Origin of the sequence: Streptomyces aurantiacus (genome assembly GCF_001418335.1) — a bacterium.
Lineage (GTDB): Bacteria > Actinomycetota > Actinomycetes > Streptomycetales > Streptomycetaceae > Streptomyces > Streptomyces aurantiacus.
In genome coordinates this window covers 1-25,399 of sequence record NZ_LIPP01000235.1, presented here as the reverse complement: position 1 = coordinate 25,399, position 25,399 = coordinate 1, and the positions used below count along the sequence as shown (strand labels likewise).

At 71.4% G+C, this 25,399-nt stretch carries 23 protein-coding genes; 9 read left to right on the top strand and 14 right to left on the bottom strand.

Annotation, left to right across the window (positions count from 1 at the left end):
• Positions 1-146: 146 nt before the first annotated feature.
• Entirely contained in the window at positions 147-764 is a 618-nt protein-coding gene (locus AOK01_RS28365; protein WP_055516635.1) for a sulfite oxidase-like oxidoreductase, read from the top strand.
• A 7-nt stretch (positions 765-771) separates the two neighbouring features.
• Positions 772-1,581, top strand: coding sequence for a ferredoxin reductase (locus AOK01_RS28360; RefSeq protein ID WP_055516633.1), 810 nt, complete (start codon positions 772-774; stop codon positions 1,579-1,581).
• Between the two features lie 21 nt (positions 1,582-1,602).
• On the opposite strand, the gene AOK01_RS28355 is transcribed toward AOK01_RS28360, so the two are convergent.
• A complete protein-coding gene (locus AOK01_RS28355; RefSeq protein WP_055516632.1) occupies positions 1,603-3,969 on the bottom strand; it encodes a phosphoketolase family protein in 2,367 nt (788 codons plus the stop codon).
• 246 nt (positions 3,970-4,215) lie between these two features.
• Here AOK01_RS28355 and AOK01_RS28350 point away from each other — a divergent pair, with 246 nt between their 5' ends.
• The 3 genes from AOK01_RS28350 to AOK01_RS28340 all read left to right on the top strand — a co-directional run bounded on the left by AOK01_RS28350 (position 4,216) and on the right by AOK01_RS28340 (position 6,959).
• Complete coding sequence (locus AOK01_RS28350) at positions 4,216-4,815, top strand: Rv1733c family protein (protein ID WP_055516630.1); 600 nt, start codon at positions 4,216-4,218, stop codon at positions 4,813-4,815.
• A 175-nt stretch (positions 4,816-4,990) separates the two neighbouring features.
• Complete coding sequence (locus AOK01_RS28345) at positions 4,991-5,959, top strand: acetylxylan esterase (protein WP_055516629.1); 969 nt, start codon at positions 4,991-4,993, stop codon at positions 5,957-5,959.
• Between the two features lie 235 nt (positions 5,960-6,194).
• A complete protein-coding gene (locus AOK01_RS28340; protein WP_055516627.1) occupies positions 6,195-6,959 on the top strand; it encodes a GntR family transcriptional regulator in 765 nt (254 codons plus the stop codon).
• Here the strand turns inward: AOK01_RS28340 and AOK01_RS28335 are convergent.
• On the bottom strand, positions 6,904-7,905 hold the full coding sequence (locus AOK01_RS28335) for a sensor histidine kinase (RefSeq protein WP_055516625.1): 1,002 nt from the start codon (positions 7,903-7,905) through the stop codon (positions 6,904-6,906). The two genes, AOK01_RS28340 and AOK01_RS28335, sit on opposite strands and share 56 nt — an antisense overlap.
• Positions 7,902-8,807 (bottom strand): MEDS domain-containing protein, encoded by a 906-nt coding sequence (locus AOK01_RS28330; RefSeq protein ID WP_157871514.1) that lies wholly within the window; start codon positions 8,805-8,807, stop codon positions 7,902-7,904. Before AOK01_RS28330 ends, AOK01_RS28335 begins: the two co-directional genes overlap by 4 nt.
• 170 nt (positions 8,808-8,977) lie before the next feature.
• On the opposite strand from AOK01_RS28330, the gene AOK01_RS28325 reads away from it, so the two are divergent.
• Complete coding sequence (locus AOK01_RS28325; protein ID WP_055516622.1) at positions 8,978-11,086, top strand: ATP-binding protein; 2,109 nt, start codon at positions 8,978-8,980, stop codon at positions 11,084-11,086.
• Positions 11,087-11,098: 12 nt separating this feature from the next.
• Here the strand turns inward: AOK01_RS28325 and AOK01_RS28320 are convergent, their stop codons facing one another.
• The 3 genes from AOK01_RS28320 to AOK01_RS28310 all read right to left on the bottom strand — a co-directional run bounded on the left by AOK01_RS28320 (position 11,099) and on the right by AOK01_RS28310 (position 13,640).
• Positions 11,099-12,184 carry a magnesium and cobalt transport protein CorA gene (locus AOK01_RS28320; protein WP_055516620.1) on the bottom strand — a complete coding sequence of 362 codons (1,086 nt, stop codon included), beginning with the start codon at positions 12,182-12,184 and terminating at the stop codon, positions 11,099-11,101.
• A gap of 158 nt (positions 12,185-12,342) precedes the next feature.
• Positions 12,343-12,756 carry a VOC family protein gene (locus tag AOK01_RS28315; RefSeq protein WP_055516618.1) on the bottom strand — a complete coding sequence of 138 codons (414 nt, stop codon included), beginning with the start codon at positions 12,754-12,756 and terminating at the stop codon, positions 12,343-12,345.
• A gap of 158 nt (positions 12,757-12,914) precedes the next feature.
• Positions 12,915-13,640, bottom strand: coding sequence for an SDR family oxidoreductase (locus AOK01_RS28310; protein WP_055516617.1), 726 nt, complete (start codon positions 13,638-13,640; stop codon positions 12,915-12,917).
• Between the two features lie 79 nt (positions 13,641-13,719).
• Here AOK01_RS28310 and AOK01_RS28305 point away from each other — a divergent pair, with 79 nt between their 5' ends.
• Positions 13,720-14,313, top strand: a complete 594-nt coding sequence (locus AOK01_RS28305; RefSeq protein WP_055516666.1) for a TetR/AcrR family transcriptional regulator — start codon at positions 13,720-13,722, stop codon at positions 14,311-14,313.
• 47 nt (positions 14,314-14,360) lie between these two features.
• Here the strand turns inward: AOK01_RS28305 and AOK01_RS28300 are convergent, their stop codons facing one another.
• The 7 genes from AOK01_RS28300 to AOK01_RS28275 all read right to left on the bottom strand — a co-directional run bounded on the left by AOK01_RS28300 (position 14,361) and on the right by AOK01_RS28275 (position 21,231).
• On the bottom strand, positions 14,361-14,990 hold the full coding sequence (locus AOK01_RS28300; RefSeq protein ID WP_055516664.1) for a potassium-transporting ATPase subunit C: 630 nt from the start codon (positions 14,988-14,990) through the stop codon (positions 14,361-14,363).
• Between the two features lie 24 nt (positions 14,991-15,014).
• On the bottom strand, positions 15,015-17,111 hold the full coding sequence (gene kdpB / locus AOK01_RS28295; protein ID WP_055516615.1) for a potassium-transporting ATPase subunit KdpB: 2,097 nt from the start codon (positions 17,109-17,111) through the stop codon (positions 15,015-15,017).
• 29 nt (positions 17,112-17,140) lie between these two features.
• Positions 17,141-18,841, bottom strand: coding sequence for a potassium-transporting ATPase subunit KdpA (gene kdpA, locus AOK01_RS28290; protein WP_055516614.1), 1,701 nt, complete (start codon positions 18,839-18,841; stop codon positions 17,141-17,143).
• Between the two features lie 8 nt (positions 18,842-18,849).
• A complete protein-coding gene (kdpF, locus tag AOK01_RS28285; protein WP_037896654.1) occupies positions 18,850-18,939 on the bottom strand; it encodes a K(+)-transporting ATPase subunit F in 90 nt (29 codons plus the stop codon).
• The gene (locus AOK01_RS43740; RefSeq protein ID WP_157871512.1) at positions 18,936-19,112 is read right to left on the bottom strand and encodes a hypothetical protein; all 177 of its coding nucleotides are present in this window, start codon (positions 19,110-19,112) and stop codon (positions 18,936-18,938) included. The genes kdpF and AOK01_RS43740 overlap by 4 nt, the downstream gene beginning before the upstream one ends.
• Before the next feature lie 116 nt (positions 19,113-19,228).
• Positions 19,229-19,963 carry a class I SAM-dependent methyltransferase gene (locus tag AOK01_RS28280; RefSeq protein WP_055516612.1) on the bottom strand — a complete coding sequence of 245 codons (735 nt, stop codon included), beginning with the start codon at positions 19,961-19,963 and terminating at the stop codon, positions 19,229-19,231.
• An 80-nt stretch (positions 19,964-20,043) separates the two neighbouring features.
• Positions 20,044-21,231: a flavin-dependent monooxygenase gene (locus tag AOK01_RS28275; protein WP_055516611.1), complete on the bottom strand. Its 1,188-nt coding sequence runs from the start codon at positions 21,229-21,231 to the stop codon at positions 20,044-20,046.
• Between the two features lie 452 nt (positions 21,232-21,683).
• On the opposite strand from AOK01_RS28275, the gene rho reads away from it, so the two are divergent.
• Both rho and AOK01_RS28265 read left to right on the top strand, forming a co-directional pair.
• The gene (rho, locus tag AOK01_RS28270; RefSeq protein WP_055516608.1) at positions 21,684-22,826 is read left to right on the top strand and encodes a transcription termination factor Rho; all 1,143 of its coding nucleotides are present in this window, start codon (positions 21,684-21,686) and stop codon (positions 22,824-22,826) included.
• 210 nt (positions 22,827-23,036) lie between these two features.
• On the top strand, positions 23,037-24,320 hold the full coding sequence (locus AOK01_RS28265; RefSeq protein ID WP_055516607.1) for a D-alanyl-D-alanine carboxypeptidase family protein: 1,284 nt from the start codon (positions 23,037-23,039) through the stop codon (positions 24,318-24,320).
• A gap of 109 nt (positions 24,321-24,429) precedes the next feature.
• Here the strand turns inward: AOK01_RS28265 and AOK01_RS28260 are convergent, their stop codons facing one another.
• Positions 24,430-25,362, bottom strand: a complete 933-nt coding sequence (locus tag AOK01_RS28260; protein ID WP_055516605.1) for a glutaminase — start codon at positions 25,360-25,362, stop codon at positions 24,430-24,432.
• Between the last annotated feature and the right edge of the window lie 37 nt (positions 25,363-25,399).

The following is a 25,399-nucleotide window of genomic DNA, read 5'->3' as shown; positions in this document are numbered from 1 at the left end:
GCGCGGGTGCCGCTATTCCCGGGGCGGTCGAGTGTTCATACGGCGGCAATGATCCCGGGGCGGGGCGCCGGGGCGGGCCCGGTACCGTGGAGGACGTACACGACGATCAAGGGCCGCCGTCCGGCCGGCCTGGAGGCACCACGCGCATGAACGTCAACGCCAACGCCACCCGGGGTTTCACCGGGCGTCCGCGCGTCCGGAACGACGGGCTGCCGCCCGGCCAGTACGACGCCCGCGACGACTGGCCCGTCCTGTCCGCGGAGGTCACGCCGGAGCTGGCGCCCTCGGAGTGGACGTTCGCCGTCGACGGCCTTGTCGCCGAGCCGCGCACCTGGACCTGGGACGAGGCGCACGCGCTGCCGCCGTCCGTCTACGAGGGCGACATCCACTGCGTCACGAGCTGGTCCAAGTTCGGGGTGCGCTTCGCGGGTGTGTCGCTCGACGCGTTCCTCGACCTCGCCCGGCCGGCCGCCGAGGCCACCCACGCGGTCGCCTACTCGCACACGGGCTACACCACGAACCTGCCTCTCGCGGATCTGACGGGCGGCCGGGCCTGGATCGTCTGGGAGTACGGGGACGGGCCGCTGCCCGCCGAGCACGGTGGTCCGGCGCGGCTGCTCGTGCCGCACCTGTACTTCTGGAAGAGCGCCAAGTGGATCGCGGGCGTCCGTCTCCTGGACCACGACGAGCCGGGTTTCTGGGAGCAGAACGGCTACCACCACCGCGGCAACCCCTGGGAAGAGCAGCGCTACTCCGGTGACTGAGACCTCCATGCCCTCGACGACCACCTCCGCCCCCGCGGGCCGGGCTCCGTCGACACGGTCGACACGGTTCGCCGTGCCCGGCCGGATCGCCGTGAGCAACCGCGCCGCGGCCACCTGGCAGCGCGCCACCCTCACCGAGATCCGCCGGGAGACACCGCACGCGGCGACGTTCCGGTTCGCGGTGCCCGAGTGGGCGGGCCATCTGCCCGGCCAGCATCTGATGCTCCGGCTGCGGGCACCGGACGGCTACGCCGCCCAGCGGCACTACTCGATCGCGTCGCCCCCCGACGACCACGGACACGTCGAGCTCACCCTCGACCACGTCGACGGCGGTGAGGTGTCCGGCTGGTTCCACACGGTCGCGAAGCCCGGTGACGAGGTCGAGCTGCGCGGACCGCTCAGCGGCTTCTTCGCCTGGCCCGGTGACCGGCCCGCCCTGCTCATCGGCGCGGGCTCCGGCGTCGTACCGCTGATGTCGATGGTCCGCCACCACCGAGCGCGGAACCTGAGGGTGCCGCTGCGGCTGCTCGTGTCGGCCCGCGGCCCCGAGGAACTGATCTACGCGTCGGAGTACGGCGCCGAGACCACCGCGGTGTTCACCCGCAGCGCCCCGGCGGGTGTGCCCGTGGGACGTATGGCGGCCACACATGTGGAGCGACTCCTGGCCGACCCGCCCGATGGTGGCTCCGGTGGTGGCCCCGATGGTGGGTGGGAAGCCTATGTGTGCGGCTCGAACGGGTTCGCCGAGCATGCCTCGCGGCTGCTGGTGGACGCGGGCCAGCCGGTGGACCGCATCCGCATCGAACGCTTCGGCTGATCACCCGGTCGCTTCGGCTGATCACCCGGACCAGGACCACTCGGCGACCTCGGGCAGGTCGGTGCCGTGTTCGCGGATCCAGGCCTCGTGGCGGGTGCGTACGTCGGCCATCCGCTGCCGTACGGCGGCTGCGCGCACGGCGAGGCCCGGGACACGGTCGATGACGTCCATGACCAGGCGGTAGCGGTCGAGGTCGTTGCGGACGACCATGTCGAAGGGGGTCGTGGTGGTGCCCGACTCCCGGTAGCCGCGCACATGGAGGTGGGCGTGGCCGGTGCGCCGGTAGGCCAGCCGGTGGATCAGCCAGGGATAGCCGTGGTAGGCGAAGATCACCGGCTTGTCCGCGGTGAAGAGGGCGTCGTACTCGAAGTCGGCCATCCCGTGCGGGTGTTCGCCCCGGGGCATCAGCCGGGCGATGTCGACGACGTTGACGACCCGGACGGCCAGGTCGGGCAGGTGGGTGCGGAGCAGCCCGGCCGCGGCGAGGACTTCCTGGGTGGGTACGTCGCCGGCGCAGGCCAGCACCACGTCCGGTTCGCGGTCCGGGCCTTCCGTCCCGGCCCACTCCCAGATGCCCGCGCCCCGGGCGCAGTGGGCGCGGGCCTGCTCCATGGACAGCCAGTCGAAGCAGGGCTGCTTGCCGGCGACGATCACGTTCACGTAGTCGCGACTGCGCAGGGCGTGGTCCGCCACGGCCAGCAGCGTGTTCGCGTCGGGCGGCAGGTAGACCCGGACGACTTCCGGGCTCTTGTTGAGGACGTGATCGACGAAGCCCGGGTCCTGGTGCGAGAAGCCGTTGTGGTCCTGGCGCCAGACGTGCGAGGTCAGCAGGTAGTTGAGGGAGGCCAGCGGTGCCCGCCACGTCAACTCCCGTGCGGTCTTGAGCCACTTGATGTGCTGGTTGACCATGGAGTCGACGATGTGCACGAACGCCTCGTACGACGAGAACAGGCCGTGCCGGCCGGTGAGGAGATAGCCCTCCAGCCAGCCCTGGCAGAGGTGTTCGGACAGCACCTCCAGCACGCGGCCGTCGCGGGCCAGGTGCTCGTCGGTGTCGACGATCTCGGCCTGCCAGGCCTTGCCCGTCGCCTCGTACAGCGCGCCCAGCCGGTTCGACTCGGTCTCGTCGGGGCCCACGACACGGAAGTCGCGCCGCTCGGCGGTGTCGGCCATGATCCGGGCCAGCATGCCGCCGAGGACCCGGGTGGGCTCGTGCATGCTCGCGCCGGGCTTGTCCACGGGGACGGCGAAGTCCCCCGTGCCCGGCATGGGCAGGGCCCTCACCAGCAGGCCGCCGTTGGTCCGCGGGTTGGCGCCGAGGCGGCGGGAGCCCTCGGGAACGCAGTCCAGGACCAGGCGGCCGGGACGGCCCTCGGCGTCGAAGAGTTCCTCGGGGCGGTACGAGCGCAGCCAGGCCTCCAACTGCCGCAGGTGCTCGGGGTTCTCGCGGACGCCGGACAGCGGGACCTGGTGGGCACGCCACGTTCCCTCGACCGGCTCCCCGTCGACCTCGGCGGGACCGGTCCAGCCTTTCGGGGTGCGCAGGACGATCATGGGCCAGCGGGGGCGCTCGGCCCGTCCTGCCCGGCCTTTTCCTGCGGTGCGGGCCTCCTGCTGGATACGGGCGATGCGGTCCAGCGCCTGGTCCATCGCCTTCGCCAGTTCCCGGTGCACACGGCGGGGATCGTCGCCGGACACATGGAGGGGGTCGTGGCCGTACCCCCGCAGGAGCTCGTCGAGTTCGGCGCGCGGCAGCCGGGCGAGCACGGTGGGGTTGGCGATCTTGTAGCCGTTGAGGTGCAGGACGGGCAGGACGGCGCCGTCGTGCACCGGGTCGAGGAACTTGTTGGAGTGCCAGGACCCGGCGAGCGGGCCTGTTTCGGCCTCGCCGTCCCCGATCACGCAGGTGACCAACAGGTCCGGGTTGTCGAAGGCCGCCCCGTACGCGTGGGCGAGCGAGTAGCCCAGTTCACCGCCCTCGTGGAGGGAGCCCGGGGTCTCGGGGGCGACATGGCTGGGGACTCCGCCGGGGAAGGAGAACTGCCGGAAGAGCCGCTCCATGCCGGGGGCGTCCCGGGTGACGTCCGGATACGTCTGGGTGTAGCTGCCCTCCAGCCAGGAGTTCGCCAGGACGGCGGGGCCGCCGTGGCCCGGCCCCCACACGCAGATCGCGTCGAGGTCCCGCTCGGCGATGACACGGTTGAGGTGGGTGTGCACCAGGTTCAGGCCGGGCGAGGTGCCCCAGTGTCCGAGCAGCCTCGGCTTGATGTGCTCGGGTGTCAGGGGCTCGGTCAGCAGCGGGTTGGCGAGCAGGTAGATCTGACCGACGGCCAGGTAGTTCGCGGCACGCCAGTGCGCGTCGAGCGCTGCCATGCGGTCCTTGGCCATGGTGAGGGGCTCCTGTTCCGAGGGATAGGGCGGGCGGCGGGTTCGAGGGTGGGAGGCGGGTTCCACACGGGGCACCGATCAGTCGTGGCAGGACACGTTCTTCGGCCGTACGTGTGAGGTGGCGGTCGTCGTTCTCGACTCTCGGAGGGGTCCACCGGGCTTTTGCGGGGCACATGAACGAAGTACAGCGGTGCAAAGACGTTCGTACGTGCCGGGCATCGGTCGCGAGTGCTGAGGAGGCGGGACATGCGCACGCGGGAGAAGCGGACGCGGGTGATCGGGCGGTGGCAGCGGCACAATCCGTTGCGCCGCCGCTCGGACGCGGTGGAGGCGTGGACCGCGCTGGTCGTCGCCGTCGTGCTGTGGGCCGGCGCGCCACTGGCCGGGCTCGCCGCCGGCTGGTGGGCGCACGACGGGGCGCGGGCCACGGCGACGGAGCAGCGGGCCGAACGCCACAGGGTGCTCGCCGAGGTCCTCCACGGCACGCCCGCCTCCGCGCCGGGCGCCGCGGGAGACCGGCGGCCGGTACAGCGGGTGACCGTCCGCTGGACCGAGCCCGGAGAGCGGGCGCGCACGGGTGAGACCCGGGTGTCCGCCGGCACCGGGGCCGGCGACCACACGTACATCTGGCTGGACGACCGGCACCGGATCGTCCCCGCTCCGACGAGTGACACGGTGATCTGGCAGCACACGCTGGCGGTGGGTGCCTGTGGTGCTGGGCTGGCCGCGGCCGGTGTCCTGGCCCTGCACGCCCTGGTACGACGGGCCGCCGCTCGCCGTCGTATGGCCGAGTGGGAACAGGACTGGGCCCGTACGGGACCGGAGTGGGCGCGGCACAGCACCTGACGGCCCGGCACGGTGGCGGGACCGAGGGGCGAGCCGTTCCCTGGACACGACCTGGCGGCCGTCGGACTGCACCCGTACGGTGTGATCATCCGCATCCCGATCCGTCCGCATCCCGACCCGTATCCCCATCCGCTCCCCGATTTTGTAGCGCAACGCGCAGTAAAGGCGGTCCTCCGTGGCCTTGTTCGACCTTCCTCTCGATCAACTCCGGGACTATCGCAGCGCGTCCGTCGAGCCCGAGGACTTCGACGCCTTCTGGGAGCAGACGCTGTGGGAGGCGCGCGAGCACGGCCTGGACGCCCGCTTCGAGCGGGTCGAGGCGCGGCTGCGGAACGTCACGGTGTACGACGTCACGTTCGCCGGGTTCGGCGGTCACCCGGTGCGGGGCTGGCTGACTCTCCCGGCCGGGGCCCAGGCGCCGCTGCCCGCGGTCGTGGAGTTCATCGGGTACGGCGGCGGACGCGGCCTCGCGCACACGCACCTGCTGTGGGCCTCGGCGGGCTACGCGCACTTCGTGATGGACACCCGGGGCCAGGGCGGCGCGTGGGGCGGCGGCGGTGACACCCCCGACCCGGTGGGCAGCGTGCCCGCGTATCCCGGATTCATGACGCGGGGCATCGACGCCCCCGAGAGCTACTACTACCGCCGGGTGTTCACCGACGGGGTGCGGGCCGTGGAGGCCGCCCGTTCCCATCCGCTCGTCGACGCCTCGCGCACCGCGGTGGTCGGTACCAGCCAGGGCGGCGGCATCTCGATCGCGGTGGGCGGTCTGGTGCCGGATCTCGTGGCGGTCGCGCCCGACGTGCCGTTCCTCTGTGACTTCCCGCGCGCCACCAGGCTCACGGACCGCGATCCGTACCGGGAGATCGGCAACTACCTCAAGACGCACCGCGGGCGCACGGAGCAGGTACTGCGCACGCTCTCGTACTTCGACGGGGTGCACTTCGCGGCACGCGGCCGGGCGCCCGCCCTGTTCTCGGCGGCCCTGGAGGACCAGACCTGCCCGCCGTCGACGGTCTTCGCGGCCTTCAACGCGTGGGAGCACGACGACAAGAGCATCGAGGTGTACGACTTCAACGACCATGAGGGGGGCGGCCCGTACCAGGAGGCGGTCAAGCTGGCCTGGCTGCCCGCGCACTTCTGAGGCCCCGCCGATCGAGCCTGAGTCGGGGGCGGCCGGGGGCGGCCACCCGCCCCGGACCCGCAGACTGTATTCGGCCTCAAATCGGCCGAACCGCCGGTACGCACTTCCAGCATGGTTTAGACCAATGCTAGAGATGGTCCCGTACGAGGGACCGCGTCCCCGGCCCCACGACCAGGGCCACGGGGCGTGGGCCCAGGCCCGCACGGCTACGTCTTGTCACAAGGGGAGCGCGGACATGGCCCGCAGCACCACGCAACACGACCTTCAGCCTCTGTACTCGCGGATCGCCTCGGAGTTGCTCGGGGCGATCCGGGACGGAACCATTCCGCCCGGCGAACGACTGCCGGGCGAGAGGCAGTTGGCCGCCCAGTTCGGAGCCAGCCGGGAGACGGTCCGGCAGGCGCTCGACATCCTGCGCCGCAACGGCCTGGTCTCCACCGACCGGCGCGGCACCCACGCCGAGCTGCCCGGCCTGCCGGTCGGGCACCTCCCGTCACTCGGCTTTCCACTCGGCGCGCAGACGGCCGAGCCCTGCGCCGTCGACCGCGCCACCGTGGCCTGGGAGACCCCTCCGCCGGAGCACGCGGCGGCGCTCGGACTCGCCCCGCGGCGGCCGACGCTGGTCCACCGCTACGAGTCCGCCGCGCCGGACGGGCACGGGCGGCGGACGGCCTTGACGTCGTTCTCGGCGGTCGCCCTCTCCGAGGTCGAGGAACTCGCCCGCTACCGTGCCCGCGCGAACGACACGTCGTCGGCCCAGCTGCGGCGCGTGTACGACTGGATGCGCCGGGCGGGGCTGACGCTGCACCACCGCGACTCCATCACCGGGCCCGGCGACGCGGCCTCGGTGCGGGTGACGCGGCGGGTGCACGACCAGTACGCCCGTCCCCTGGAGATCACCGACCTCTTGGTGAACGCCCATCAGGACGCGCTGGTCTACGAGTTCACACTGCCGGCGGTGGACAGGCCGCCCGGGTCGGTCCCCGGGCGCACCTCTTGAAGTACAGGCGCACGACCGAGCCCGCGGGGTCGAGCGTCTCCGTGAGCAGATCGCTCAGCTGGCGCACCACCCACATCCCGTGCCCGTTCACCGCCCGTCGGTCCGGCGGAAGGTGTCCCGGAAACAGCGGCGGGACGGTCGACGCCCCCGTGCCGACGTCGGAGACCTCGCAGATCACGTACTCGAAGTCGTTGCGCAGCCGCAGAACACCCCGGCCGCCGCCGTGGCGCACGGAGTTGACCACCACCTCGTGCACCGCGGCCACCATGTCGTCCAACCGGTGCTCGGACACTCCCAGGTCGAGGGCGTAGCTGCGCAGGGCCCGCCGTACGTGCGCCGACCGGCCGCGGCCGAAGGGGATGTCGTCGCGGCCGGCGGGCAGCCCGTACGGCCGCGCCGCGTCGCACTCGGCGTAGAAGTCGGCGGGATCGGCGTAGTGTCCGCTGGCCGCCGAGTCACCTGCCGCCAGGGCGAGTTCGGGGTGGGTGCGGGTCGCGGAGCGGACCACTCCGGGCGGCAGGGCGCGCGTGTCGTACGGGCAGAGGATGCGGTGGCCGGTGCCCGCGAAAGCGACGTTGAGCAGTGATTCGTAGCGCATCCACTCACGCGTCTCGAATTCCGTACGGCCCGGCCAGACGGGCTCGCCGATGATCCGGATCCGGGACGGGCGGCCAGCCCCGTCCGTGTCGTGGTCGGCGCAGTAGGCGTTGTAGCGGCCCAGGGTGCGGGACGGGGAGCCGTACCAGTCGTCGGCGTCGACGAACTCGACCTCGTCACGGCGCCGGCCGAGCGCCCGGCCGAGAAGGTCGATGTTCCGGGTCGCGACGACGGCGAGGACCTTCTCGCCGGCGGCGAGCCCGTCGAGGGCGAAGGTGAGCGTTCCGTCGAGGAACTCGTCGTCCGACCCGTAGCACAGCGCCCGGTGGACGAAGCCCGTACGGGTCATGGAAGCGCTCCCTGCCGCACATCCCCTCTGCTGAGCCGCAGGCCGGGAATCCGGTCCCAGCCGGTGACGCGCATCAGCCGCCTCACGTGCGGGGCGACGCCGTGCAGGACGAGCATGCCGCCCGAGGTGTGCAGGGAGAGGGCCGAGAAGACCAGCAGGCGCAGCGCGCCGACGTCGATGAACGCCAGATCCCGCAGGTCGAGCCGGATACTCGCGCCGTCGACCTGATGGGCTCGGACGCGGGCCGTCTCGGCCTGCAGCGCACGGGCCAGGGCGGTCACGTTCGAGTCGTCCACCTCGCCGGCGAGCGCCAGTCCCGGCGGCGCGAAGGTGCGGGTGATGGAGAGCAGTTCGTCGCGCCACACGAGGTCGGCGGCGACCCGCCCGTGGTGCAGCCCGTCGAGCGGGGCCAGTTCGACGTCGTCGAAGACCCGGCGGTCGTACTGGCAGATGCCGAGGACCGGCAGGGACGCGAAGACGGGTTCCAGCAACAGTTCGCTGTCGTGCAGCGTCTTGAGTCCCCTGCCCGCCTGGCCGCGCATGATCTCCATGCTGACGCGCAGGCCGAGATAGCCGTCCGAGACCGCGCGGCGCGCCTCACGGCGGATCACCTCGTCGAGGTCCCACAGTCCCTCGGGCGTCGCGAGGTGCGGGTCCACCGTCAGCCGCCCGGCGGCGAGTTCGTCGTCGACGGCGCAGCCACGGGACTCCAGGAAGGTGAGGGCGAGTTCGGCCGGCAGGTCGGCCGGGCCCAGCACCAGGCCCCGGTGCCCGCTGGCCAGCCCGTCGAGGAGGAACGCGGCGACCACGGTCTCGCGCTCCTCGTCCGCGTCGTAGCCGAGGAGCAGATGGTCGCCCGCACGCATCTCTCCGACCGCTCTGAGCGCGGGCACAACGTCCATTTCCCGCACCTCCCAGGTCTCCCGCTCGGCGTGCCGGAACGCCTCCACGCTACGCCGGTCGGCACGGCGGCGTGAGGGCGAAGGCCCGATTACCGGTCACCCGGCCGGGGGTCGGACACAGGCGTCGGGGAGCGTTAGGGTGACCGCCACCGGTTGGGTGAGGGGGAGCGATGGGCGCCTCGGTACGCAACAGCAGGCGGGGAAACCTGCCCTCCGAGTCCAACACGTTCGTCGGCCGCGGGTCCGAACTCGCCCGGATCTCGTCCCTGTGGGGATCGAGTCGGCTCCTGACCCTCACAGGCCCCGGCGGGGTCGGCAAGTCCCGGCTGGCGGTGCGGGCCGCGCACGCGGCGCAGGCGGCGTTCCCCGGCGGGGTGTGGCTGGTGGAACTCTCCGACCTGCGGAACGCGGACCTCCTCACGAACGCCGTGGCCGAGGCGACGGGGCTGACCGAGCAGACACTCCGCCCGCTCCTGGTGGCGGTCTGCAAGCACCTCGACGACGGGCCGCTGCTGCTCGTCCTGGACACCTGCGAGCACGTACTCGACGAGTGCGCCCGGGTGGTGCAGGAACTCCTCGCGCACGTGCCGGGGTTGTGCGTGCTGGCCACCAGCCGGCAGCCGCTGGGCGTGCCCGGTGAGCAGCTGCTGTCGGTGACCCCGCTGCCGCTCGGCGAACACGACGACGCGGTGGGGCTGTTCACGGCCCGCGCCACGGCCGCCGTGCCGTCGTTCGCGCTGACCGACGCCAACCGTGCCGACGTCGCGGCGATCTGCGCCCGGCTCGACGGAATCCCGCTCGCCCTGGAACTGGCCGCGGTACGACTGCGCGGCTTGCCCATCGACCGCCTTCTGCGGGGCCTCGACTCCCGCTTCGACCTGCTCGTCTCCCCCGCCCGGCCGCGGCTCGCCCGGCATCAGACACTGCGTACGGCGATCGGCTGGAGCCATGAGCTGTGCACCCCGCTGGAGCGGCTGCTGTGGGCCCGCCTGTCCGTGTTCGCCGGAGGCTGGGACGTGGAGGCCGCCGAATTCGTCTGCCACGGCGGTCCGTTGGACGCCGAGGAGATCCTCGCGCTGCTCGCGTCGCTCACCGAGAAGTCGATCGTCACCCGCGAGAGCCACGGCGTGGCCGGGCGCTACCGCATGCTCGACACCGTCCGGACCTTCGGCGCCGACTGGCTGACGGGCCTCGGCGAACAGGACGCCGTACGCGCCCGTCACCTCGACTACTTCCGCTGGACCGCCCGCCAGGGGGAGGCCGAGTGGCTGGGCCCCGGCCAGCGGATGTGGGCCGAGCGGCTGAGTGTGGAGCACGCCAACCTGCGGGTCGCCCTTGAGCAGAGCCTGGCGGCGCCGGAGCACGAGACGGCGCTCGAACTGACCGGCACGCTCTGGTACTTCTGGTTCGCGTGCGGCTTCGCCGACGAGGGGCGCGGCTATCTGGAGCGGGCGCTGCGCCGGGCGCCCGAGCACGTCCCCGGGCACACCCTGGCGACCTGGGCGCACCGCCTGGTCACCGTGGCGCCGGACGACGTGGACGCGGCCGAATCCGTGAGCGCGGCGTACGTGTGGCTGGCACAGGAGCGCCAGCTCCCCGTCCCCGCGCTGCCGTTGACGGGGGCGAGCCTCGCGGTGCGCGGGGAGTCCGCGCGCTCCGCCCTGCTGTACGGCAGCAGCACGCAGGGGCCCGGGGGCGGGGGCGGCGCGGAGTTCTTCCAGTTGCTGACGCTGGCCGTGCAGGCGTATCTCCTGGCCGGGCAGGGCGCGTTCGAGCGGTGCGCGGTGGTCGCGGAGCGGCTGCGTGCCGCCTGCGCGAAGCGTGGGGAGCTGTGGATGCGGGCCTGGGGCGACTTCTTCGTCGCCCTCGCCGGGATCGGGCTCGGGCGGCCTCAGGACGCGCTGGTTTCCGCGCGCGCGGCACTGGAGGCCAAGTGGCGCGTCCACGACCGGTTCGGCACGGCGGCCGTCGCCGACCTCCTGATCGCCGCGGAGGCCGCCGGTGGCGAGCCCGAACGCGCCGCCCGCCTCCTGGGCGTGGGCACCCGCCTCTGGTACGCGGCCGGGCTCCCGCAGTTGGGCGACATCGAGACGACCGTCTTCCGCAGGGAGTACGCACGCCGCCTGCGGGCGGTCCTCGGCGACACCGCGTTCGCCGAGGCGGTGCGGGAGGGCCGGGGGCTGAGTCCGGAGGCGGCGATACGGCTCGCGCTGGACGGCACGCCCGACGGCGCCCCGGACGGCGACCGGGACAGTGCGCCGGGCGGAGCGGACCTCTGACCGGCCGGGGTCTCACAGCCAGCCGTTGCGCCGGAAGCCGCGGTGGATGACGAGGCAGAGAGTGGCGATGACACCGAGGGCCAGGGGGTAGCCGTACGTCCAGTGCAGTTCCGGCATGTGGTCGAAGTTCATGCCGTAGATGCCGCAGACCATGGTGGGTACGGCCACGATGGCGGCCCAGGCCGTGATCTTGCGCATGTCCTCGTTCTGGGCGACCGTCACCTGGGCCATGTGGGCCTGGAGGATCGAGTCGAGCAGGCCGTCGTAGGCGTTGACCTGCTCGGTGGCGCGGGCCAGATGGTCGGCCACGTCGCGGAAGTACGGCTGTATCTCCGGGGATACGGCGGCCGGTGGTTCGTGGGCGAGGATCTGCAGGGGCCGGTGCAGGGGGATCACGGCCCGTTTCAGTTCGAGGAGTTCGCGCTTGAGCTGGTAGATCTGGCCGGCGTCGCCGCGGGCGGTGCGCTCGGCGAAGACCGCGGTCTCCACGGCCTCTATGTCGTTCTGCACGGCGTCCGTGACGGCGAGGTAGTCGTCGACCACCTGGTCCGCGATGGCGTGCAGGACCGCCGACGGCCCTTTCTCCAGTTGCCCGGGCAGGCTCTCCAGGGCTTCGCGGAGCGGACCGAGGGAGCCGTGGCTGCCATGTCTGACGGTGATCACGAAGTCCCGGCCGACGAAGACCATCAGCTCGCCGGTGTCCACGACCTCGCTGGTCGCGGTGAGCTGCTCGTGCTCGACGTACCGGACGGTCTTGAAGACGGCGAACAGCGTGTCGTCGTACCGTTCCACCTTCGGTCGCTGATGCGCGTGGATCGCGTTCGCGACGGCCAGCGGGTGCAGGCCGAACAGCTTGGCGAGGTCCTCGAACTCGTCCTCGGTGGGCTCATGGAGGCCGATCCACACGAAGCCGTCCCGGCCGCTCTCGCGGGTCCGGCCGATCGCCTCGTCCGGCGCCCAGTCGCCGGGCTGCCGTCCGCCCTCCTGGTAGACCACGCAGTTCTCCACCGCGCTGCCGAGCGGGGAACGGGCGGGATGGCTGAGGTCCACGGTGCGGTGGTAGGCACGGCGAACCGCTCTGCTCAGCTTGCGGATCATGGGCACTGGCTGGGCTCCTTCGGTGACCGGGTCAGTGTGCCACCGGTCCGCGCCGACTCCGCCCACAGGTACCACCGGTCGGCCGGAGCAGGGAAGGGGCGGCCCTCGACGGGGCCGCCCACTCGTGGGCCCGCTCGGCCCTGTGCCCGCTCTCGGCCCTATGCCTTCGCCTGGACGATGTCGACCATCCAGGGAATGCCGAACCTGTCCGTACACATCCCGAAGACGTCGCCCCACATCTGCTTCTCCAGCGGAACGGACACCGTGCCGCCGGCCGACAGCTTCTCCCAATAACCGCGCAGCTCCGCCTCGTCGTCGCCGCTCACGCTCACCGAGAAGTTGCCGCCCTTCGAGTACTCCATGCCCGGTGGGGTGTCGGCGGCCATCAGCGTGAAGCCGCTCGGGGTCTCCAGCAGGGCGTGCATGATGTTGTCGGCCTGCGGGGTGCCCGCCGCACCGGATTCACCGAAGGTGTTGAGCGCGAGTGTGCCGCCGAAGACCTCCTTGTAGAACTCCATCGCCGGCCGGGCGTCGCCGTCGAAGCTGATGTAGGGGTTGAGGCGCGAAACCATGAAAACCTCCCAGATCGGACCAATCGATCAGACGCTCCGCAGACTAGCGCGGACCACTGACAACGGCCCGGCTCAGGCGGCCGACCAGGAGGTCGTTCCCCGTGAGCGACGTTGCGGCGGGAGGCGTGAGCCACCAGCGTTACGGCTCGCCGGCGGCGTTACGGCTTGAACGACGCGAGCTGTTCGTCGAGCCAGGGGTAGAACTCCTCGGCCCTCGTGCTCAGGCGGGACTTCAGATCGCGCGTCTGCTCATCGGCCAGTACCTCGATCGAGCCGTCCGCGACTCCGTCATAGGCCTGCGCGACCACGCTCTCGGCGCTGACCTTCGGCACGTCCCACCGCGTCGCCATCGGGGTGTCGATCATGCCGACCTGGAGGCCGATCACCTGCGTGCCGTGCCCCTGGAGCAGCACCCGCAGCGCGTTGGTCGCGGACCACGTCGCCGCCTTCGACGCCGCGTAGCCGGTCGGCACGTTGGCCCAGCTCGCCGAGGACAGGATGTTCAGGAGCGTTCCGCCGCCGTTGGCGGCCAGCACCGGAGCGAAGGCGTTCGCGACGCGGAGCGTTCCGAAGAAGTTCGTCTCGAAGATCCGGCGGAGCTCGTCCTCCGGTCCCGAGACGTAATCGCCGGCGGGCGCGATACCCGCGTTGTTGATCAACAGGTCGACATCGGGCGCCTCCGCGACGGCGCGGGCGACATCACCGGCGTCCGTGACGTCCAGGGACAGCGACCGGATCCGCTCGTCGTCCCAGGGCTTCGGCGTGCGCGCGGCGGCGTAGACCTTGCCGGCGCCGCGTGCCAGCGCCTGCCGTACGAACTCTTCCCCGAGCCCGCCGTTCGCGCCCGTCACAAGCACGGTCCGGCCATCGAGTGACTGGTTCATCTATACTCCCGACTAAGTGGGGACTCTCCCCGAAATGAGTATGTGGGGACACTCCCCGGTTAGTCAAGGAAGGATGGTCATGGCTGCAGCTCAAGGTGCTGCCGTGAACGTGAAAGGGTCACGACCGCTGCGCGCCGACGCCCAGCGGAACCGCGACGCGATCCTTCTCGCGGCGCGCGAGACCTTCGAGGAAGAGGGCGTACTCGCCTCGCTCGACGGCATCGCCCTGCGTGCGGGAGTGGGAAACGCGACTCTCTACCGGAACTTCCCGACCCGGCACGATCTGCTGGCCGCGGTCATGGAGTCCAACATCGCCCTCGCGCTGGCCGAGGCGGACGAACTGGCCCGCACCCTGCGTCCGCGTGAGGCCCTCGCGGAATGGCTGGTCCAGCTGACCTGGCAACTGCGCATCTGGCACGACCTGCCGTACTGCCTCACGACCGCGCATGGCGACCCGGCATCGTCCATGAACGCCGTGCGCAACCCCCTGCTCATGCGGACCGGTGTCCTCCTCGACGAGGCGAAGTCCTCGGGGGACGCCCTCGACGCCGTCACGGTCGACGAGGTGTTCGAGCTGATCACGGCGCTGTCATGGGGTGTCGACCGGTTCGGTGACGACAAGGAGACCGCCCGCAGGCGCGTGCGGGTCGCGACCGCGGGCATCTTCGCGTAGTGCCGTGACAGGCACTGGCAGGAGCACCGCGGTCGCGCGCGCCGGTCTCAGCCCGTGGCCATGCCCCTGAGCGCGATGTTGAGTTCGAGGACGTTCACCCGGGGTTCGCCGATGAAGCCGAGCGTGCGGCCGTCGGTGTGCTCGTCCACGAGCTTCTGGACCCGGGCCACGGGCAGACCGTTCCGCTCGGCGACCCGGTGCACCTGGAGGTCGGCGTACGCCGGGGAGATGTGCGGGTCCAGGCCCGATCCGGAGGACGTCACCGCGTCGGCGGGGACCTGGGAGGGCCTGACCTTGTAGTCGGCCGTCGAGTTGTCCTTGACGACCGCGGCCTTGGCCTCCTTCACCCACTTGATCAGTTCGGCGTTGTCGCCGGAGCGGTTCGTGGCGCCCGAGAGGATCAGCCTGTACTGGGTGTTGACGGAGTTCTCACCCAGGCCGTTGGCCGGCCTCGGCTGGAAGTAGTCGAGCCCGGGCCCCTGTTGGCCGATGAGGGACGAGCCGACGACCCTGCCGCCCGACGTGACCTCCGATCCGTTCGCCTTCGTGTGGAAGAAGGCCTGGGCGACGCCCGTCACCGCCAGCGGGTAGATCACCCCGCAGACCACGGTGAGGACGAGCAGCGCACGCAGCCCCGCTGCCAGCAACCGGGCGGTGTTCGCGACCGAGTTGTTCATGACGATCAGCACGCTTTCAGGACGTTACAGCCCGGGGACGAGGGAGACGATCAAGTCGATGATCTTGATGCCGATGAAGGGCGCGATCAGCCCGCCGAGCCCGTAGACACCGAGGTTGCGCCGCAGCAGCCGGTCCGCGCTCACCGGCCGGTACCGCACCCCGCGCAGGGCGAGCGGCACCAGCGCGATGATGACCAGCGCGTTGAAGACGACCGCGGAGAGGATCGCCGAGTCCGGCGACGACAACTGCATGATGTTGAGCTTGTCGAGGCCCGGGTGGACCGCCGCGAACAGCGCGGGGATGATCGCGAAGTACTTGGCGACGTCGTTGGCGATCGAGAACGTCGTCAACGCGCCCCGGGTGATGAGGAGTTGCTTGCCGATCTCGACGATCTCGATGAGCTTGGTCGGGTCGGAGTCCAGGTCCACCATGTTCCCGGCCTCCTTGGCGGCCGAGGTGCCCGTGTTCATGGCCACGCCCACGTCCGCCTGAGCCAGCGCCGGCGCGTCGTTCGTACCGTCGCCCGTCATCGCGACGAGTTTGCCGCCCGCCTGTTCGGTCCTGATGAGCGCCATCTTGTCCTCGGGGGTGGCCTCCGCGAGGAAGTCGTCGACGCCCGCCTCCTCGGCGATCGCCTTGGCCGTGAGCGGGTTGTCGCCGGTGATCATGACGGTCCTGATGCCCATGCGGCGCAGTTCGTCGAACCGCTCGCGCATCCCGTCCTTGACGACGTCCTTGAGGTGGACGACACCCAGCACCCGGGCGCCTTCGGTGTCCTCGACGGCGACGAGCAGCGGGGTGCCGCCCGCCTCCGAGATCCGGTCGGCCCGGGTGGCCGCGTCCTCGGCGACCGTGCCGCCCCGTTCCTTCACCCAGGCGACGACCGAGCCGGCCGCCCCCTTGCGGACCTTGCGCCCTTCGACGTCCACGCCCGACATACGGGTCTGGGCGGTGAAGGTGATCCACTCGGCGTTCGCGAGTTCGCCACGGTGGCGCTCGCGCAGCCCGTACCGCTCCTTCGCCAGGACGACGACGGAGCGGCCCTCGGGTGTCTCGTCGGCCAGCGAGGACAGCTGGGCGGCGTCGGCCAGTTCGGCCTCGGAGGCGCCGCCGACCGGCACGAACTCGGCCGCCCGACGGTTGCCGAGCGTGATGGTGCCGGTCTTGTCGAGCAGCAGCGTCGACACGTCACCGGCGGCCTCGACCGCCCTGCCGGACATCGCCAGGACGTTGCGCTGCACCAGGCGGTCCATGCCGGCGATGCCGATCGCGGAGAGCAGCGCGCCGATCGTCGTCGGGATCAGACAGACCAGCAGGGCCACCAGCACGACCATGCTGAGGTGCGTGCCCGCGTAGTCCGCGAACGGCGGCAGCGTGGCCACCGCGAGCAGGAAGACGATCGTCAGCGAGGCCAGCAGGATGTTCAGCGCGATCTCGTTGGGCGTCTTCTGGCGGGCGGCGCCCTCGACCAGGTTGATCATGCGGTCGATGAAGGTCTCGCCCGGCTTGGTGGTGATCTTGACGACGATGCGGTCGGACAGCACCTTCGTACCGCCGGTGACCGCGGACCGGTCGCCGCCGGACTCGCGGATGACCGGGGCCGACTCCCCCGTGATCGCCGACTCGTCCACGGACGCCACGCCCTCGACGACGTCACCGTCGCCGGGGACGGTGTCGCCGGCCTCGCAGACGACCAGGTCGCCGACGCGCAGGGCGGTGCCGGGGACGGGTTCCTCCGTGGCCCCGTCGAGGCGCCTGGCCATGGTGTCCGCCTTGGCCCTGCGAAGCGTGTCCGCCTGCGCCTTGCCGCGGCCCTCCGCCACCGCCTCCGCCAGGTTGGCGAAGACGACGGTCAGCCAGAGCCAGGCGCTGATCGTCCAGCCGAACCAGTCGCCCGGGTCCTTGAACGAGAAGACCGTCGTGAGGACCGAGCCGACCAGCACCACGAACATCACGGGAGACTTGACCATCACCCGCGGGTCGAGCTTGCGGAAGGCGTCCGGCAACGACGTGAGCAGCAGCTTCGGGTCGAAGAAACCTCCGCCGACCCGCTTCTCGTCGGTCCTGGGGCCGGCCGGTACGTCGCTGTGCGGCGCCCGGGACGGAGTGACTGTGGACATGGAGCCCTCTTGCTTCCCTGTACGAGTCGTCATGACGCCAGCCCCTCGGCGAGCGGGCCCAGCGCGAGCGCCGGGAAGTACGTCAGGCCGGTGATGATGAGGATCGCGCCCACCAGCAACCCGGTGAACAGCGGCTTCTCCGTACGCAGGGTGCCCGCGGTCACCGGCACGGGCCGCTGCTCGGCGAGCGAGCCGGCCAGCGCGAGGACGAACACCATCGGCAGGAACCGGCCGAGCAGCATCGCCACGCCCAGGGTGCTGTTGAACCACTGGGTGTCGGCGTTCAGACCGGCGAACGCCGAGCCGTTGTTGTTGGCCGCCGACGTGTAGGCGTACAGGATCTCGGAGAAGCCGTGCGCCCCGCTGTTGGTCATCGAGTCGCCCGGGGTCGGCAGGGCCATGGCCGCGGCGGTCAGGACGAGCACCAGGGCGGGGGTGATGAGGAGGTAGCAGGCCGCGAACTTGATCTCGCGGGTGCCGATCTTCTTGCCCAGGTACTCGGGTGTCCGGCCGACCATCAGACCGGCGATGAACACCGCGATGACCGCCATGATCAGCATGCCGTAGAGACCGGAGCCGGTGCCGCCGGGCGCGATCTCGCCGAGCTGCATGCCCAGCATGGTGATGCCGCCGCCGAGTCCGGTGAACGAGGAGTGGAAGGAGTCCACCGCGCCGGTCGAGGTCAGGGTCGTGGACACCGCGAAGATCGACGAGGCGCCGACGCCGAAGCGGGTCTCCTTGCCCTCCAGGGCGCCGCCCGCGAGATCGAAGGCCGGACCGTGGTGGGCGAACTCGGTCCACATCATCAGGGCGACGAAGCCGAGCCAGATGGTGGCCATGGTGGCGAGGATCGCGTACCCCTGCCGGAGGCTGCCGACCATGCGGCCGAAGGTGCGGGTCAGCGAGAACGGGACGACCAGGAGCAGGAAGATCTCGAAGAGGTTCGAGAACGGGGTGGGGTTCTCGAAGGGGTGGGCGCTGTTGGCGTTGAAGTAGCCGCCGCCGTTGGTGCCCAGCTCCTTGATGGCCTCCTGGGAGGCGACCGCGCCGCCGTTCCACTGCTGCGAGCCGCCCGTGAACTGGCCGACCTCGTGGATGCCGGAGAAGTTCTGGATCACTCCGCAGGCGACCAGCACGACCGCGGCGACCACGGACAGCGGTACCAGGATGCGGACGACACCGCGTACCAGATCCGCCCAGAAGTTGCCGAGCTCACCGGCGCGGACGGGGGTGCCTCCGCTCGCAGCAGTCCGGGATCCGGAGGACGCGAAGCCTCGTACGAGAGCGACGGCGACCGCGATGCCGACGGCCGCGGAGACGAAGTTCTGCACGGCGAGGCCGGCGGTCTGCACGACGTGGCCCATGGCCTGTTCGCCGTAGTACGACTGCCAGTTGGTGTTCGTGACGAAGGAGACGGCGGTGTTGAACGCCTGGTCCGGGTCGATCGATGAGAAGCCCATCGAACCGGGCAGCACACCCTGGAGGCGCTGCAGCAGGTACAGGAACAGGACACTGGCGGCCGAGAAGGCGAGGACACCGCGCAGGTACGCGGACCGGCGCATCCCGGTGTCCGGGTCGGCGCCGATGCCCTTGTAGATCCACTTCTCGACGCGCAGATGCTTGTCGGAGGAGTAGACCCTGGCCATGTAGTCGCCAAGGGGGCGGTGGGCGAGCGCCAGCGCCGCCACGAGAGCCAGCAGTTGCGACACGCCGGCGAGTACGGGGCTCATGTCTGCGCTCAGAACCTCTCGGGGAACACAAGGGCGAGGACGAGATAGCCCAGCAGGGCGACGGCCACGATCAGGCCGACTACGTTCTCGGCGGTCACAGCTTCGTCACCCCCTTGGCGACGAGGGCCACCAGCGCGAAGAGAGCGATCGTGGTGACGACGAAGGCCACATCGGCCATCGTGAGCTCCTGGATGAGGTGCGGATGCGGCGCCGGGGCCCCGACGCACTGCGCCGGGCCCAGGTCGATCGCGTTGACCTCTTCAGGAAACATCCGCGGGAACCACCCGCGGCGTTCGTTGACGGCTCCCTGACGCCGCTTCGCACGCTCTTGACGGATCTCATACACGGATGCGCCGCACTGGTGCCGAAATCTCGGCCGTCAGTGGGCTAAACCGCTGGTCCCGGCCTTGTGGCGACCACCATCCGGCAGCGCGGGCTGCCGTCGTCCCGGCTGCCGAACTCGGGCAGCACGTGCAGGTCGACCGTGAAGCCGGCGCGGGCCAGTTCCCGCCGGACGTCGCCGAGCCGGAACTCCCGGTAGTACATGACGAACGGAGGACGCCACACCGCGTTCCGCACCCGCATCGCCGCGTCGAAGCCGAGCAGGGCCCAGTAGGCGAGCGAGCCGGGGCGGGCCGGAGCCACGATCGGGAACGCGAACCGCCCGCCGGGCCGGAGCACCGAGTGGACCTGCGTGAAAAGACCCGGCAGCTCACGGGGCAGGAAGTGGCCGAACGCCCCGAAGCTCACCGCCAGGTCGAAGGCCGGGCCGAACGGCAGGGCGCGGACGTCACCGCGCACCCAGGTGGCGGGCGGCCCGCCGGACCTCTCGCGCCGCCTCGCCACGTCGAGCATGCCCGCGCTGATGTCGATGCCGGTGACGCGCTCGCGGCACACCGCCCCCAGCACGTCCATGCCCGCGCCGGTGCCGCAGCACAGGTCGAGCCCGCTCTCGAAAGGACCGATGCCCTCAAGGGCCCGCGCGACGGACCGGAGGAACGGGTCCGGCGTACGGAACGGGGTGTGGTCGAACTTCGGCGCGAGCAGGTCGTAGCCGTGCTCGACGGACGACAACGCCTGCACGGCGAGTTCGCGGAACGTGGGACCTTGCGGGGTGAACATCGCGGCTCAGCTTAGGGCCTGCTCCCCCAGGACCGCTCCGACGCGTGAGGGCTGTCACAGGAAGCCGTCGCAGGAAGCTGTCACAGGAAGGGGGTGCCGGGATCGACGCCGGAGAGTACGCGGCCGTAGATCTCCAGGTTGGTGGCGGGGTTGACGAAGGAGTGCAGGCACAGGGCCTGGATGTCGCGGGCGATGCGCTGCATGGGTACATCCCGCCGGAGGGAGGACGCGCCGGCGGCCGAGGCGAGCAGGTCGACTGCCTCCTTGCAGAGCCGGGTGAGATAGCCGCTCTCGGCGCGGATCCTGGCCCGCTCCCGCGGGGTGTACGCGCTGCCGTCGCGGGCCTTGGTCTCGATCTCGGCGATCAGCCGGGCGGCCACCAGTTCGGCCGCGGAGATCCTCATCTGCGCCTCGGCGGCCTGGAGATGGGTGACGGTGGCCTCGTTCTGCCGCTCGTGGAAGGTGTACGTGATGCCGCGCCAGTGGATGCGCCCGGTGAACTCCGTCATCGCCGCCCGCCCCAGGCCCAGCGCCGCCGACGCCGCCCAGGCGCAGAACAGGAGGAGCACCGGCATGCGGTAGAAGGGGTCGTCCGCGTTGGCCTTCGACGGGGTCCACCCGGCGAGCATCGGTCCGACCGGCAGCACCCGGTGTGCGGGGACGGGAATGTTCCGGGCCACCACCGTGTTGCTACCGGTACCGGCGAGACCTGTGACGTCCCAGTCGTCCAGGATCTCCAGCTCGGACATCGGCACCGCGACCCAGAGCATCTCCGGCGGCCCTTCCTGCGGCCGCCCGTCGGCCGGGGCGACCGCCGCCGTCAGCAGGTGCCAGTCGGCGTGGTGACAGCCCGTGGCGAAACCCGAGGCGCCGTCCACCCGATAGCCCCCGTCGCAGGGCACCACCGTGGCGCCGGGGACCAGCGTGCCGCCGATCCTGACGTCCGGGCCACTCGGTCCGGTGAAGAAGTCGTCCTGTGCCTCGTCGGGAAAGAGAGCCGCGATGTACGAGACCCCCGCCTGCCCCAGGGTCACCCACGCCGTGGAGGCGCACTCGACGGCGATCTCCGTGAAGGCGTCGATCTGGGTGTGCAGCGGCGTCTGGTAACCGCCGTACCGCCGGGGCACGTTCATCCGATGCACACCCGTGCCGGTCAGTGCGGCGACGACCTCGTCCGGCACGCGCCGTGCACGCTCGGCGCGCACCGCGTTCTCCCGGATCAACGGCCGTAGTTCCCGTACGCGTTCGACGATCCCGGCATCGGACATGCCGACCACCGTGGCGCGAGGCACCACCGCTGTCAACGCCACGGGATCCGGCCGATCGGCCACCGCAGGCCGGGACAGTGCTACAGTGCCATCAGCACTTGTGTACGCCTGCTTCCAGGCGCCGGTGCCGAGTTCCTCTCATTCAGCTGATCAGCCCGTCGATTCCGACCGGCACAACAGCTTCTGCGCACCACCTCATCTCCGTACGGCATGTAGGTCACGTACATCCCCGGGACGTTCTACGTCTCCGCGTACGTCGTACAGCGTGCGTCGTGCGTCGTGCATGAGCGGTACGGCCGTTGGCCCGCCCCCGGCGGGCAACGGCGCGAGAGGTGACGCTTTCCCGCCGTGCGGGGCGCGACAACACCGCCCCTGCTCCGGCCTCTCCCCCACTCAATTCCATCCCATGACCCCATGAACGCGAACCACCCGTCCGCGAAAGGACACCCATCATGACCACCACACTCGAACGCCCGCCCACTCCCGTCACACAGGAGCAGGCCACCGGCGTACTCGACATCACCTCGAACGGACAGGGCCACCTGCGCGCCGAGGGACTGCTCCCCGGCGCGGGCGACCTTCAGGTCTCCACCGCGCTGATCCGCCGGTACGGCCTGCGCAAGGGCGACCGCGTCGACGGCGTACGCGGCCGGCAGCGCGCCCTCACCGAGATCGAGCGGATCAACGGCCGCCCCGCCGAGGAGGCACGCGGCCGCCCGCACTTCCGTGACCTGACCCCGCTGCACCCGCGCGAGCGGCTGCGGCTCGAACACCCCGCGGGCGGTCTGACCACCCGCCTCGTCGACCTGGTCGCGCCGATCGGCAAGGGCCAGCGCGGCCTGATCGTAGCCCCGCCCAAGACCGGCAAGACCGTGCTGCTCCAGCAGTTGGCCGCCGCCATCGCCGGCAACCACCCCGAAGCCCATCTGATGGTGGTGCTCCTCGACGAACGTCCCGAGGAAGTGACCGACATGCGCCGTTCCGTACGCGGTGAGGTGCTCGCGTCCACCTTCGACCAGAGCCCCAAGCAGCACATCGCACTCGCCGAGCTGGCCATAGAGCGCGCCAAGCGGCTCGTCGAGGCGGGCCAGGACGTCGTGATCCTCCTCGACTCGCTCACCCGGCTGTGCAGGGCGCACAACAACGCGGCCGCCGCGGGTGGTCGCACCCTCAGCGGCGGTGTCGACGCCGCGTCGCTCCACGGGCCCAAGCGGCTCTTCGGCGCCGCGCGGCTCGCCGAGGAGGGCGGTTCGCTCACCATCCTCGCCACGGCTCTGGTGGAGACCGGCTCGCGCGCCGACGACTTCTACTTCGAGGAGCTCAAGGGCACCGGCAACATGGAGCTCCGCCTGGACCGCGCCCTCGCTTCCCGCCGCGTCTTCCCCGCCGTCGACATCACCCCGTCCGGCACGCGCCGCGAGGAACTCCTCGTTCCCGCAAGCGAGTTGACGGCCCTGCGCGGTCTGCGGCGCGCACTGCACTCCCGTGGTGACGGCCAGGCAGGTCTGGAAACCCTGCTGGACCGGATGCGGCAGACCCCGGACAACGCGACGTTCCTCAGGCAGGTCCAGCAGACCGTGCCGGGGAGCCAGTAGATCCCGAGATCCTGCCTGCCGGGCTCCGCTCAGGCATCCGCCTTCGGGCCGTTCCCGGCCCCGCGTTCCCGGCCCGCCTTCCCGGCCCCGCGTCGTTTGATCTCGTCCTCAGGCCGGTCGGCGAGCGGTCGCTGCGGCATCCGGGTGTTCGACAGCCCCGTTCGGCGGGGGCAGCATGCCGTGCGACCTGGGCGTTCCTACGTTTGCGGTATGACTATCGGATTCTCTGCCCGCACTGCCGTCTCCTGTTCCGCCCTCTGCGCCGTCGGGGCGCTCGCCCTCGCGCCGGTACCGGCCGCGGTCCTCGGCGGAGCGGCCACGGCCTCCACCGGCTCCCGTGTCGGGACGGGCGGTGCGCACACCCGGCCCACTCCGAGCACCGCCAACCCGCCCCCTTCGACACTGGACCGGCCCGGGACCCAGGCCCGGCTCCGGGCAGGGGCGCCCGGAGTGCCACGGGACATCTCCGCGCGGTCGTGGCTGGTGGCCGACGCCGACACGGGCGAGGTGCTGGCGGCACACAACGCGCACGTCGGACTGCCGCCGGCCAGCACGTTGAAGACCCTCTTCGCCGTGACCGTGCTCCCGACGCTGCCACCGGCGGTCCGGCACACCGTCACCGAGGCGGACCTTGCGGGCATCGGCCCCGGCAGCAGCCTGGTCGGAGTGAGCGCGGGGCGTACCTACCGGGCGTCCGACCTGTGGCGGGGCGTCTTCCTCAACTCCGGCAACGACGCCGTGCGCGTCCTCGCCGAGATGAACGGCGGCTGGCGCGGCACGGCCGCCCAGATGCAGGCCAAGGCTCAGTCGCTGGGCGCCCTTGACACCCGGGTCGTCTCGCCCGACGGCTACGACATGCCCGGGCAGGTGTCGTCCGCGTACGACCTGGCCGTCTTCGGGCGCGCGGGACTGCGCAACACGGACTTCGCCCGCTACTGCGCCACCGCCCACGCGGAATTCCCCGGCGCCGGCGGGGCGTACGAGATCCAGAACACCAACCGGCTGCTGACCGGCGCGGACGGGGTCGCGCCCTATCCAGGGCTCGTCGGCATCAAGAACGGTTACACCTCCCAGGCCGGCAACACGCTCGTCGCCGCCGCGCGCCGGGACGGGCACACCTACGTGGTCACGGTGATGGACCCGCAGGAGGGCGCCGCGTTCGCCGTGTACGAGGAGGCGCGCTCGTTGCTCGACTGGGGTTTCGAGGCCGCGGGCCGGGTCGATCCGGTCGGGTCGCTCCTGCCGCGTCCCGTGTCCCGGCCCGCGCCCGGCCCGAAGTCCGCGACGTCGACCCCCGGTCCGGAGACGTCGAGCTCCGGTCCGGCGACGCCGCCCGCGGGCCCGGCCGCCGCCCGCTCCGACAGCTCCGGCGGCTCCGAGGACTCCGGTGACTGGATGATGGTGGCGGGTGCGCTCACAGGGGCCGCCGGTCTCGGCGCGGGTGCCGTGGCGCTGGTCCTCCGCTTCCACGACGGGCGGTCCACCCGGGGCTGAGCAAGGACGACCGAGCCGGCTGGCCCGAGCAGCTGACAGCGACGCAGATCGACGGTGAAACCCTTGGCCGACACTCGGTCAGCGTGCCAAGGCGGTGCTACGTGGGTGCTCAGAACACCGACAGGCCCGTGATGGTGGTGAAGCGGTCCAGGGCCGTGACTCCGGCCACCGAGTTGCCGTGCTCGTCCAGGCCGGGGCTCCATACGCAGAGCGTGCAGCGGCCGGGGACGACGGCGATGACACCGCCGCCCACGCCGCTCTTGCCGGGCAGGCCCACCCGGTAGGCGAACTCTCCGGCCGCGTCGTACGTGCCGCAGGTGAGCATGACCGCGTTGACCTGCTTGGCCTGGCTCATCGTCAGGAGGCGGGTGCCGTCGGCCCGGATGCCGTGGCGGGCGAGGAAGCCGGTGGCCAGGGCGAGGTCGGCGCAGGAGGCCTCGACGGAGCACTGGCGGAAGTACTCGTCGAGGAGCACCGGGACCGGGTTGCAGATGTTCCCGTACGACGCCATGAAGTGGCCGAGGGCGGCGTTGCGGTCGCCGTGGGCGGACTCGGAGGCGGCGACGTCCTCGTTGATGGCGAGGCCGTCGTTGCCGCTCTCCGCGCGCAGGAAGTCGAGGAGGGTGCCCGCCGCGTCGCCGGTCTGGGAGTGGAGGCGGTCGGTGACGACGAGGGCGCCGGCGTTGATGAAGGGGTTGCGGGGGATTCCGTTCTCGTACTCCAGCTGGACGAGGGAGTTGAAGGGGTTGCCGGACGGCTCGCGGCCGACGTGTTCCCAGAGCTCGTCGGCCTCGCGGGCCAGGTCCAGCGCGAGGGTGAAGACCTTGGTGAGGGACTGCGTCGAGAAAGGCTGCCGCCAGTCGCCGACGCCGTACACCGTGCCGTCCAGCTCCGCGACGGCCATGCCGAACCGGTGCGGGTCGCAGGCCGCGAGCGCCGGGATGTAGTCGGCGGGGTGGCCGCGGTCGGGGGTCTGCCCGATCTCGGCGGCGATGCGGTCGAGGACCGGCTGGAAGGTCAGGGGCGAGCTCATGATCGCCATTGTGCCGGGGCGCGGGGCGCTCCGCGGGGTGCGGTGG

Bases quoted from the DNA above. Each gene is read 5' to 3' on its own strand.
- AOK01_RS28365 (WP_055516635.1), top strand. From the start codon at position 147: ATGAACGTCAACGCCAACGCCACCCGGGGTTTCACCGGGCGTCCGCGC.
- AOK01_RS28360 (WP_055516633.1), top strand. From the start codon at position 772: ATGCCCTCGACGACCACCTCCGCCCCCGCGGGCCGGGCTCCGTCGACA.
- AOK01_RS28355 (WP_055516632.1), bottom strand. From the start codon at position 3,969: ATGGCCAAGGACCGCATGGCAGCGCTCGACGCGCACTGGCGTGCCGCG.
- AOK01_RS28350 (WP_055516630.1), top strand. From the start codon at position 4,216: ATGCGCACGCGGGAGAAGCGGACGCGGGTGATCGGGCGGTGGCAGCGG.
- AOK01_RS28340 (WP_055516627.1), top strand. From the start codon at position 6,195: ATGGCCCGCAGCACCACGCAACACGACCTTCAGCCTCTGTACTCGCGG.
- AOK01_RS28335 (WP_055516625.1), bottom strand. From the start codon at position 7,905: ATGACCCGTACGGGCTTCGTCCACCGGGCGCTGTGCTACGGGTCGGAC.
- AOK01_RS28330 (WP_157871514.1), bottom strand. From the start codon at position 8,807: ATGGACGTTGTGCCCGCGCTCAGAGCGGTCGGAGAGATGCGTGCGGGC.
- AOK01_RS28325 (WP_055516622.1), top strand. From the start codon at position 8,978: ATGGGCGCCTCGGTACGCAACAGCAGGCGGGGAAACCTGCCCTCCGAG.
- AOK01_RS28320 (WP_055516620.1), bottom strand. From the start codon at position 12,184: ATGATCCGCAAGCTGAGCAGAGCGGTTCGCCGTGCCTACCACCGCACC.
- AOK01_RS28315 (WP_055516618.1), bottom strand. From the start codon at position 12,756: ATGGTTTCGCGCCTCAACCCCTACATCAGCTTCGACGGCGACGCCCGG.
- AOK01_RS28310 (WP_055516617.1), bottom strand. From the start codon at position 13,640: ATGAACCAGTCACTCGATGGCCGGACCGTGCTTGTGACGGGCGCGAAC.
- AOK01_RS28305 (WP_055516666.1), top strand. From the start codon at position 13,720: ATGGCTGCAGCTCAAGGTGCTGCCGTGAACGTGAAAGGGTCACGACCG.
- AOK01_RS28300 (WP_055516664.1), bottom strand. From the start codon at position 14,990: ATGAACAACTCGGTCGCGAACACCGCCCGGTTGCTGGCAGCGGGGCTG.
- kdpB (WP_055516615.1), bottom strand. From the start codon at position 17,111: ATGTCCACAGTCACTCCGTCCCGGGCGCCGCACAGCGACGTACCGGCC.
- kdpA (WP_055516614.1), bottom strand. From the start codon at position 18,841: ATGAGCCCCGTACTCGCCGGCGTGTCGCAACTGCTGGCTCTCGTGGCG.
- AOK01_RS43740 (WP_157871512.1), bottom strand. From the start codon at position 19,112: ATGTTTCCTGAAGAGGTCAACGCGATCGACCTGGGCCCGGCGCAGTGC.
- AOK01_RS28280 (WP_055516612.1), bottom strand. From the start codon at position 19,963: ATGTTCACCCCGCAAGGTCCCACGTTCCGCGAACTCGCCGTGCAGGCG.
- AOK01_RS28275 (WP_055516611.1), bottom strand. From the start codon at position 21,231: ATGTCCGATGCCGGGATCGTCGAACGCGTACGGGAACTACGGCCGTTG.
- rho (WP_055516608.1), top strand. From the start codon at position 21,684: ATGACCACCACACTCGAACGCCCGCCCACTCCCGTCACACAGGAGCAG.
- AOK01_RS28265 (WP_055516607.1), top strand. From the start codon at position 23,037: ATGACTATCGGATTCTCTGCCCGCACTGCCGTCTCCTGTTCCGCCCTC.
- AOK01_RS28260 (WP_055516605.1), bottom strand. From the start codon at position 25,362: ATGGCGATCATGAGCTCGCCCCTGACCTTCCAGCCGGTCCTCGACCGC.